This window comes from Citrobacter sp. wls827, assembly GCF_005280875.1.
GTDB classification, from domain to species: Bacteria; Pseudomonadota; Gammaproteobacteria; order Enterobacterales; family Enterobacteriaceae; genus Citrobacter; species Citrobacter youngae.
On sequence record NZ_SZWR01000012.1, the window covers coordinates 286,431 to 296,770 of the forward strand.

Here is a 10,340-nt window from a genome sequence, read left to right on the forward strand (position 1 = left end):
TATTACGATACTGCCCGCCTTCGCGGATAAATACCGGAATTCTGTTCAGGGGAGCGTCATAGCGCAGCGTTTGTCCTCCCTGATAGCTCTCGCCGGTCGCAAAATCCGTCCATGTTTCCCCTTCTGGCAACCAAACGTCGCGTTCGCGCATACCTTCATGCATAACGGGCGCAACCAACAGATCGGGGCCGAAACAGTACTGGTCGGTGATTTCCCAGCTTTTTAGCTGATCGGGGAACTCAAAAAATAGGGTACGCATCACCGGTGTATTGTAGTTATGCGTTTCTGCCATTAACGCTTTGATGTAGGGCTTGAGCTTCTCACGCAGTGTCAGGCAACCCGTTAGCACATCACACACATCCTCACCGTAGCTCCAGATCTCGTTGGGCGCGCCGGTAGGGCACTGGGCAATCCCGTCCCGATAAGGCTGCTGCGGTAAAATCTGCGGATCGCGGTTGCCGTGCAGGCGCATCACCGGGCTAAACACGCCCCACTGGAACCAGCGAATCAGTAGCTCATGAAAGCGTGGGTCGTGAATATTGCCGCCATGAAAGCCGCCAATATCTGTTGTCCACCATGGGATACCTGCAATCCCCATATTCATCCCGGCGGCAAACTGATTGCGCAGAGAACGAAACGATGAGTGGATATCACCTGACCACACCAGCGCGCCGTATTTCTGACTTCCAGCCCAGGCGCAGCGCAGCAGGTTGATAACCTGGTCTTCGCCATTGGCTTTCATGCCGTCAAAAAAGGTTTTGGCGTACATTCGCGGGTAGATATTGCCCACTTCCAGCACCGGTCCGGCGTGGTAGCGATAGTTATCGTAGTCGTAAACGCTGAACTCCGGCTCGGCTTCATCTAGCCAGAAGAGCTTCACGCCTTTATCGTAATAGTTGCGTTTTGCTTTACTCCAGACGTAGTCGCGAGCGCCGGGATGGGTGGCATCAAAGAAAGTGGTATTGCCGAGAAAATCCATATTAATTGGCAATCCGCGCTCCGTTTGTACCAGCCAGCCGTTTTCGCGCATCTCCCGATAGCTCTCGGTGCGATTGTCCACCGTCGGCCAGACGGAGACCATCAGCTCAATACCCAGCGATTTTAACTCGGCGATCATGGCATCGGGATCGGGCCAGTCGCGCGAGTCGAACATCCAGTCCCCCTGATTTGGCCAGTGGAAGAAATCGATAACGATTACCGAGATGGGGAGATTGCGCCGTTTGTACTCGCGGGCGACTGCGAGCAGCTCCTCCTGGGTGCGATAGCGTAACTTGCACTGCCAGAAGCCCATGGCGTAATCCGGCATCATCGGCGGCGTGCCCGTGGCGAGCGCATACGCCTGGCTAATTTCTGCCGGGGTATCGCCAGCGGTGATCCAGTAGTCCAACTGTTCGCTGACCTGAGCTTCCCACTCGGTCACGTTATGGGCGAACGTCACGCGGCCGACCGCCGGGTTGTTCCATAAAAATCCGTAGCCCAGGCTTGAGAGCATAAAGGGCACCGAGGCCTGAGAGTTGCGCTGGGCCAGTTCGAGCACGCATCCTTTGAGATCCAGATTGGCCTGCTGATATTGGCCCATGCCGTAAATTTTTTCCCCTTCGGTGGCTTCGAAGCGGGCTTTAAGTGAATATTTCCCGCCCTGAATAGGGCGGAATTCGCGTCCCTCAAGGTTGAGTGCGCTGACATACTGGCCGTGGGAAGATTCGTCCTCGCCGATTTCGCCCCGCAGACGCCAGAACTCCTGCAACAGGCACTTATGCGGATGGCGATAAAAAGCGATTTGCCCTTTTTGATTGACGATAGCGCTAATTTTGCCGTTGGTCAGCGTCGCCTGCTTGTGGTCATAAACGATGTGGCAGGCGCTTTCTGTGACTGGCTCCGTGAGCGCCCAGTCCTCATTTCGCATAACCGGAAGATGACGGCCACTGCGTACGCGCAGGCTGTTCTCGCCCCAGGGTTCAATCCACAAATAGCGATCGTTTTGCTGCCAGACCAGACGACGCGGGTCACGTTGCACAAATGGCATGGTGGTGCCTCCCATATTTTGAGGGTAAAGATCAAGAAAGTTATTGGGTGATGGTTTCCAGATCGTGGCGAATCGTCTCTTCCATTGCTTCGTACTTACGGAAGAAAAGTAGCGGGATCGCCGCGAGTGCGAAGAGCAGGGCGGGCGCCCAGATAAAGGCCCAGGTAATGCCTTCCAGGCCCGCAGCGCTTTGGGTCTGGTTCGGGATATAGCCAAAACTGTTCATGATCCAGGCGGCGAAAGCGGTACCCAGACCACTGCCCATCTTGATGCAGAAAGTACTGCCGAAGGCGATAAGAATGCCGGTGGCCTTGATGCCCGTTTTCCAGGCACCGAAGTCGACGGCAAAGCCCAACATGGCAAACGGCATTGAGCAGGCGATTCCGCTACCTATATTGCCGAGCACCCAGGCCGCGATGAGGAAAGGTATGTTGTCCGCCGCCAGCCACATCAAGACGCCGCCAAACGTGGCGACCAGCAAGCCGCCTACCCATATCCAGGTTTTAGCCAGGTATTTGCTAAAGAAAGGGATGGCGATGATAAACAGGATCTGAATCGTCGCCAGACTGTTAATCAGCGGAACCAGATCTTTGCGATCGAGGTTGTAGGTCAGATAATAAACAATGGTGGTGGACCGCTGTTGCAGGGCAATCCAGAAGATCAGATTGGCCAGCACCATCAGGATCCATGGCCAGTTACCTTTCATCGCCGTGAAACTTTTTTTCATCGGCAGTTTGGGTTCTTGCTGTATTTTATCCGCATCCATTTCGCGGATATTTTTAAAGGCGAAAAGCGTTAGCGAACAGGATATCGCAGCAAACAGAATCGCCGTATAAATAAATCCGGCATGATCATTTCCGTTACCTAAAAATGCAACCAGGGGTAATGCTGTGGCATTCATTAATAAAACCCCGATTTGTCCTCCGGTCATTCTCCAGGAATTTAATACCAGCCGTTCCTTAGGGGACAGGGTCATCAGAGGTAATATTGCACTGAGCGGTGTATTAAGTCCGGTAAATAAAATGCTGGCAATCATATAGGATATTGCTGCATATATGGCTTTTCCTGTCATGCTGATATCTGGAGACCAAAATGACAGCGCGCTGAATACACCAAAAGGCAGCGGCAGCCATAAAAACCAGGGACGACATTTACCGTAACGTGAACGTGTTTTATCGATAATGATCCCCCAGATTGGGGCATCTATACCATCTACGATACGCGCCAGTAGCAGGATGACACCTGCTACGGCGAGACTTATACCCGCAACGTCAGTGTAGAAATATAAGATGTAGGTTGAACCGAAACAGTACAGCAGATTACCTGCCACATCCAAAGAGCCGTAGCTAATACGCTGTAGTAAAGATAATGATGCTGACCCGCAAGACTGGGTATCCTCAATAACAGAACTCATAATAATAACTCCGATATTGGTGCGATACGCCCAGAAAAACAGCTTTTACTTTCTAAGCAGTAGGGTAGTTGTTATTTTTTATCTAAAAAATTAAACCTTTGGAGAGAAATAGTGGTTAATTGGTTTGGTGAAAAATAGTTAACACGGGCATTGTGATCAATTATCAAATCTTACATCAGGATTGCGTTTATTCGTTTTTGGGGGAGTAATTATGTCATTTGCTATGACGGTCACAATTTGATTAGCAATGAAATTAAAAAAATTAAACAGTGAAAGAAAATGACTTTCATGTGCCCGGTAAGGCGGCTGGCTGAAAAGAGAAGCGGCCCAGAGGAGTACGAACAAGGTCAGTGGATGACGGTTGCCTTCGAAGCTGGTTGTACAAACGACAGGCATAAAAAAACCCGCTTGCGCGGGTTTTTTCACAAAGCGACAACAGACAGGCGATTAAGCCAGTTTGTTGATCTGTGCAGTCAGGTTTGCTTTATGACGCGCAGCTTTGTTTTTGTGGATCAGACCTTTAGCAGCCTGACGGTCCACGATTGGTTGCATTTCGTTAAATGCTTTCAGTGCAGTAGCTTTGTCGCCAGCTTCGATAGCTGCGTATACTTTCTTGATGAAAGTACGCATCATAGAGCGACGGCTAGCGTTGTGCTTGCGGGCCTTTTCAGACTGAACGGCGCGCTTCTTAGCTGATTTGATATTAGCCAAGGTCCAACTCCCAAATGTGTTCTATATGGACAATTCAAAGGCCGAGGAATATGCCCTTTTAGCCTTCTTTTGTCAATGGATTTGTGCAAATAAGCGCCGTTTAAATTCCAGCACTCGTTGCGTAGTGATGGCGCAGGATTCTACCAGCTTGCGTGGCGTGAATACAGCTTTTCCACGAGAAAAATTGCATTGGTGTGCCCGTGAAGGGCGTCAATTTGTTTCATAACAATGAAAACCATCCTCTTTCTGTTTCGTAGAAACAATCGCCGGTTAACCTTGACCGCGGTACAGGGTATACTTTCACGATTTTCACTGTTTTGAGCCAGACATGAAGCTGATACGAGGCATACATAATCTCAGCCAGGCCCCGCATGGGTGTGTGCTGACTATTGGTAATTTCGACGGTGTGCACCGTGGCCACCGTGCGTTGCTGCAAGGCTTACGGGAAGAAGGGCGCAAACGCAATTTACCGGTGGTGGTAATGATTTTCGAGCCACAGCCGCTGGAACTGTTTGCGACGGACAAGTCACCTGCGCGCCTTACCCGCCTGCGGGAAAAACTGCGTTATCTGGCCGAATGCGGTGTGGACTACGTGCTGTGCGTGCGTTTTGACAGGCGTTTCGCCGCATTAACGGCGCAGACTTTTATCAGCGATCTGCTGGTGAAGCGCCTTGGTGTACAATTTCTTGCCGTTGGCGATGATTTCCGCTTTGGCGCTAGCCGTGCGGGCGATTTCTTGTTATTACAGGAAGCGGGCGCTGAGTATGGTTTTGATATCACCAGCACCCAAACCTTCTGTGAAGGCGGTGTGCGTATCAGCAGCACCGCAGTACGTCAGGCGCTGGCCGAAGATAACCTGCAACTGGCCGAAAGCCTGCTTGGGCATCCTTTTACTATCTCAGGACGCGTCGTTCACGGTGATGAGTTAGGGCGCACCATCGGTTTTCCGACGGCAAACTTACCGCTTCGTCGTCAGGTTTCTCCGGTGAAAGGTGTTTATGCGGTTGAAGTGATGGGACTGGGTGACAAACCGTTGCCCGGCGTCGCCAACATCGGCACCCGCCCGACGGTAGCAGGCGTACGCCAGCAGTTGGAAGTGCATCTATTGGACGTTGTAATGGACCTGTATGGTCGCCATATAGATGTAGTACTGCGTAAAAAAATACGCAGCGAACAGCGATTTGCCTCGCTGGATGAACTAAAAGCGCAGATTGCGCGTGATGAGTTGACTGCCCGTGAATTTTTTGGGCTAACAAAACCGGCTTAATGCCTATACGAGTTTTAAATACGGAACCGAGAATCTGATGAGTGACTATAAATCAACCCTGAATTTGCCGGAAACAGGGTTCCCGATGCGCGGCGATCTCGCCAAGCGTGAACCGGGAATGCTGGCGCGTTGGACTGATGATGACCTGTACGGCATCATTCGTGCGGCCAAAAAAGGCAAAAAAACCTTCATTCTGCATGATGGCCCTCCTTATGCGAATGGCAGCATTCATATTGGTCACTCGGTTAACAAGATTCTGAAAGACATTATCGTGAAGTCCAAAGGACTCACGGGCTATGACTCGTCGTACGTTCCGGGCTGGGACTGCCACGGTCTGCCAATCGAGCTGAAAGTAGAGCAGGAATACGGCAAGCCGGGCGAGAAGTTCACCGCTGCTGAGTTCCGCGCTAAGTGCCGTGAATACGCAGCGACCCAGGTAGATGGTCAGCGTAAAGACTTTATCCGTCTTGGCGTACTGGGCGACTGGTCGCATCCGTACCTGACCATGGACTTCAAAACTGAAGCCAACATCATTCGTGCGCTGGGTAAAATCATCGGCAACGGTCACCTGCACAAAGGTGCGAAGCCGGTGCACTGGTGCGTTGACTGCCGTTCCGCGCTGGCGGAAGCGGAAGTTGAGTATTATGACAAAACCTCCCCGTCCATCGACGTGGCGTTCCACGCTGCCGATCAGGATGCGGTGAAAGCGAAATTTGGCGTTTCTGACGTCAACGGCCCGATCTCTCTGGTTATCTGGACCACTACCCCGTGGACGTTACCGGCGAACCGCGCAATCTCTCTGGCACCTGATTTTGACTATGCGCTGGTGCAGATTGACGGCCAGGCTGTGATTCTGGCTAAAGATCTGGTTGAAAGCGTCATGCAGCGTATTGGCGCGGCTGAATACACCATTCTCGGCACCGTGAAAGGCGCTGAGCTGGAGCTGCTGCGCTTTACCCATCCGTTTATGGGCTTTGACGTGCCGGCTATCCTTGGCGATCACGTTACGCTGGACGCGGGTACCGGTGCGGTCCATACCGCTGGCGGTCACGGTCCGGATGACTACGTCATCAGCCAGAAATACGGTCTGGAAATCGCTAACCCGGTTGGCCCGGACGGCGCATACCTGGTGGGTACCTATCCGGATCTGGACGGTGTGAACGTCTTTAAAGCCAACGACAAAATCGTTGCGCTGCTGAGCGAAAAAGGCGCGCTGCTGCACGTTGAGAAGATGCAGCACAGCTACCCATGCTGCTGGCGTCACAAGTCACCGATCATCTTCCGTGCGACCCCGCAGTGGTTCGTCAGCATGGATCAGAAAGGCCTGCGCGCGCAGTCGCTGAAAGAGATCAAAGGCGTACAGTGGATCCCGGACTGGGGCCAGGCGCGTATTGAATCGATGGTTGCCAACCGTCCTGACTGGTGTATCTCCCGTCAGCGTACGTGGGGTGTGCCGATGTCTCTGTTTGTTCACAAAGACACCGAAGAGCTGCATCCGCGCGCTATCGAACTGATGGAAGAAGTGGCTAAACGCGTAGAAGTTGACGGCATCCAGGCGTGGTGGGATCTCGATCCGAAAGATATCCTCGGCGACGAAGCTGACCAGTATGTCAAAGTCCCGGATACGCTGGACGTGTGGTTCGACTCCGGTTCAACCCACTCATCCGTCGTGGATGTGCGTCCTGAGTTTGCGGGCCATGCGGCAGATATGTATCTGGAAGGTTCTGACCAGCACCGTGGCTGGTTCATGTCTTCCTTGATGATCTCCACCGCCATGAAAGGCAAAGCACCTTATCGCCAGGTACTGACCCACGGTTTCACCGTTGATGGTCAGGGCCGTAAGATGTCCAAATCTATCGGTAACACCGTTTCTCCGCAGGACGTGATGAACAAACTGGGCGCGGATATTCTGCGTCTGTGGGTTGCTTCTACCGACTATACTGGCGAAATGGCCGTTTCTGACGAAATCCTGAAACGTGCTGCCGACAGCTATCGTCGTATCCGTAACACCGCGCGCTTCCTGCTGGCGAACCTGAACGGGTTCGATCCGGTTAAAGACATGGTGAAACCGGAAGAGATGGTGGTGCTGGACAGGTGGGCGGTAGGTTGTGCGCAAGCGGCGCAGGACGAAATCCTGAAAGCCTATGAAGCTTATGACTTCCACGAAGTGGTACAGCGCCTGATGCGCTTCTGCTCCGTAGAAATGGGTTCGTTCTATCTCGACATCATCAAAGACCGTCAGTACACCGCGAAAGCGGACAGTGTGGCGCGTCGTAGCTGCCAGACTGCGCTGTTCCATATTGCAGAAGCGCTGGTTCGTTGGATGGCGCCGATCATGTCCTTCACCGCAGATGAAATCTGGGGCTACCTGCCAGGCGATCGTGAGAAGTACGTCTTTACCGGTGAATGGTACGAAGGTCTGTTTGGCTTAGGCGAAACCGAAGCGATGAACGATGCCTACTGGGACGAGCTGCTGAAAGTGCGCGGCGAAGTGAACAAGGTTATCGAGCAGGCGCGTGCGGATAAGAAAGTCGGCGGTTCTCTGGAAGCGGCAGTGACCCTGTACGCTGAACCTGAGCTGGCGGCGAAACTGACCGCGCTGGGCGAAGAGTTGCGCTTTGTTCTGCTGACCTCCGGCGCGACGGTTGCAGATTTTGCAGCGGCTCCAGCTGATGCTCAGCAGAGCGAACTGCTCAAAGGTCTGAAAATTGTACTGAGCAAAGCCGAAGGTGATAAATGTCCGCGCTGCTGGCATTACACTACCGACGTCGGCCAGGTGGCGGAACATGCAGATATCTGCGGACGCTGTGTCAGCAACATCGCCGGTGATGGCGAACAACGTAAGTTTGCCTGATGAGTAAGCCTCTTTGTTCAACAGGACTACGCTGGCTGTGGCTGGTGGTAGTCGTGCTGATTATCGATTTAGGCAGCAAATACCTGATCCTCCAGAACTTTGCTCTGGGGGATACGGTGTCGCTGTTTCCGTCGCTTAATCTGCACTACGCGCGTAACTATGGTGCGGCGTTTAGCTTCTTAGCCGACAGCGGCGGCTGGCAACGTTGGTTCTTTGCCGGCATCGCCATCGGTATTTGCGTCATCCTAATGGTGATGATGTATCGCTCGAAGGCGACGCAGAAGCTGAATAACATCGCGTATGCGTTAATCATTGGCGGTGCGCTGGGCAACCTGTTCGACCGCCTGTGGCACGGCTTCGTGGTTGATATGATTGACTTTTACGTCGGTGACTGGCATTTCGCGACCTTCAATCTGGCCGATACAGCTATCTGTATCGGGGCGGCATTGATTGTTCTCGAAGGCTTCCTGCCGTCGAAAGAGAAAAAAGCCGCATAAAAAAATGCCGGATGGCGCTATGCTAATCCGGCCTACAATTTACTGCGATCCTTGTAGGCCCGGTAAGCGTAGCGCCACCGGGCAGACAGGCGGCAGCAATTTTAAAGAGCAACCTGCATGTCTAAATCAGTACAGAGTAACAGTGCGGTGCTGGTGCACTTCACCCTTAAGCTCGACGATGGCTCCACCGCAGAGTCAACCCGCAATAACGGCAAGCCTGCGCTGTTTCGCCTGGGCGACGGTTCTCTGTCTGAAGGACTGGAGCAACACCTGCTGGGGCTAAAAGAAGGCGATAAAACCACCTTTGCTCTGGAGCCGGATGCCGCCTTTGGCGTATCAAGTCCGGACTTAATTCAGTATTTCTCGCGTCGGGAATTTATGGACGCGGGCGAGCCAGAAATTGGCGCTATCATGCTCTTTACCGCAATGGACGGCAGTGAGATGCCAGGCGTGATCCGCGAAATCAACGGTGACTCGATCACGGTTGATTTCAACCATCCGCTGGCCGGGCATACCGTTCATTTTGATATTGAAGTGCTGGAAGTCGAACCGGCACTGGAGGCGTAAAATGCAGATCCTGTTGGCCAACCCGCGCGGTTTTTGCGCTGGCGTAGACCGCGCTATCAGCATTGTGGAAAACGCGCTGGCTATTTACGGCGCGCCGATTTATGTCCGTCATGAAGTGGTACATAACCGTTATGTGGTGGATAGCCTGCGCGAGCGCGGCGCTATTTTTATCGAGCAAATCAGCGAAGTGCCGGATGGCGCGATCCTGATTTTCTCCGCTCATGGCGTGTCTCAGGCTGTGCGTAACGAAGCCAAAGGCCGCGACCTCACGGTTTTTGATGCAACCTGTCCGCTAGTCACGAAAGTGCATATGGAAGTTGCCCGCGCCAGCCGTCGTGGCGAAGAATCCATTCTGATTGGTCACGCCGGTCACCCGGAAGTCGAAGGCACGATGGGCCAGTACAGCAACCCGCAAGGGGGAATGTACCTGGTTGAATCACCGGAAGATGTGCTGAAACTGAATGTGAAAAATGAAGGCAAATTATCCTTCATGACGCAGACCACGCTCTCCGTTGATGACACCTCTGACGTCATTGACGCGCTGCGCCAACGCTTCCCGAAAATTATCGGGCCGCGCAAAGATGATATCTGTTATGCCACCACCAACCGTCAGGAAGCGGTCCGTGCGCTGGCGGAACAGGCGGATGTTGTGCTGGTGGTCGGCTCGAAAAACTCCTCTAACTCCAACCGTCTGGCTGAACTGGCACAGCGAATGGGGAAAGCGGCGTATTTGATTGACGATGCGACCGACATCCAGGAAGCGTGGGTGAAAGAGGCGAAGTGCGTAGGCGTGACGGCCGGAGCCTCGGCGCCGGATATCCTGGTGCAAAACGTGATTGCTCGCCTGCAGGAACTTGGCGGTGGGGAAGCTATTCCGCTGGAAGGCCGCGAAGAGAACATCGTTTTCGAAGTGCCGAAAGAGCTGCGTGTGGATGTTCGTGAAGTAGAGTAAGTCTTTCCGGTTACGATTATGAGAAGATGCCAGACTTAACGTCTGGCATTTT

8 protein-coding genes and 1 pseudogene are annotated in these 10,340 nt (G+C 53.0%); 6 read left to right on the forward strand and 3 right to left on the reverse strand.

Features of this window, described 5'->3' with window-relative positions:
• The 3 genes from FDX03_RS08240 to rpsT form a co-directional block, all read right to left on the reverse strand.
• Positions 1-2,026, reverse strand: a 2,026-nt coding sequence (locus tag FDX03_RS08240) for a glycoside hydrolase family 31 protein (protein ID WP_137345822.1), incomplete at its 3' end; no start/stop codon positions are given.
• A gap of 40 nt (positions 2,027-2,066) precedes the next feature.
• On the reverse strand, positions 2,067-3,440 hold the full coding sequence (locus tag FDX03_RS08245; protein ID WP_137345774.1) for an MFS transporter: 1,374 nt from the start codon (positions 3,438-3,440) through the stop codon (positions 2,067-2,069).
• A 447-nt stretch (positions 3,441-3,887) separates the two neighbouring features.
• Positions 3,888-4,151 (reverse strand): 30S ribosomal protein S20, encoded by a 264-nt coding sequence (rpsT, locus tag FDX03_RS08250; protein ID WP_003018940.1) that lies wholly within the window; start codon positions 4,149-4,151, stop codon positions 3,888-3,890.
• Between the two features lie 117 nt (positions 4,152-4,268).
• Here rpsT and FDX03_RS23175 point away from each other — a divergent pair.
• The 6 genes and pseudogenes from FDX03_RS23175 to ispH all read left to right on the forward strand — a co-directional run bounded on the left by FDX03_RS23175 (position 4,269) and on the right by ispH (position 10,288).
• Positions 4,269-4,472, forward strand: a pseudogene (locus FDX03_RS23175) (DUF2575 domain-containing protein).
• A gap of 7 nt (positions 4,473-4,479) precedes the next feature.
• On the forward strand, positions 4,480-5,418 hold the full coding sequence (gene ribF, locus FDX03_RS08260) for a bifunctional riboflavin kinase/FAD synthetase (protein WP_003837336.1): 939 nt from the start codon (positions 4,480-4,482) through the stop codon (positions 5,416-5,418).
• A 37-nt stretch (positions 5,419-5,455) separates the two neighbouring features.
• Positions 5,456-8,272, forward strand: coding sequence for an isoleucine--tRNA ligase (ileS, locus tag FDX03_RS08265; RefSeq protein WP_137345775.1), 2,817 nt, complete (start codon positions 5,456-5,458; stop codon positions 8,270-8,272).
• Positions 8,272-8,769 (forward strand): signal peptidase II, encoded by a 498-nt coding sequence (gene lspA / locus FDX03_RS08270; protein WP_003018932.1) that lies wholly within the window; start codon positions 8,272-8,274, stop codon positions 8,767-8,769. The genes ileS and lspA overlap by 1 nt, the downstream gene beginning before the upstream one ends.
• A gap of 117 nt (positions 8,770-8,886) precedes the next feature.
• Positions 8,887-9,336: an FKBP-type peptidyl-prolyl cis-trans isomerase gene (fkpB, locus tag FDX03_RS08275; protein WP_003018929.1), complete on the forward strand. Its 450-nt coding sequence runs from the start codon at positions 8,887-8,889 to the stop codon at positions 9,334-9,336.
• Between the two features lies 1 nt (position 9,337).
• Complete coding sequence (gene ispH / locus FDX03_RS08280; RefSeq protein WP_137345776.1) at positions 9,338-10,288, forward strand: 4-hydroxy-3-methylbut-2-enyl diphosphate reductase; 951 nt, start codon at positions 9,338-9,340, stop codon at positions 10,286-10,288.
• The last annotated feature ends 52 nt before the right edge of the window (positions 10,289-10,340 follow it).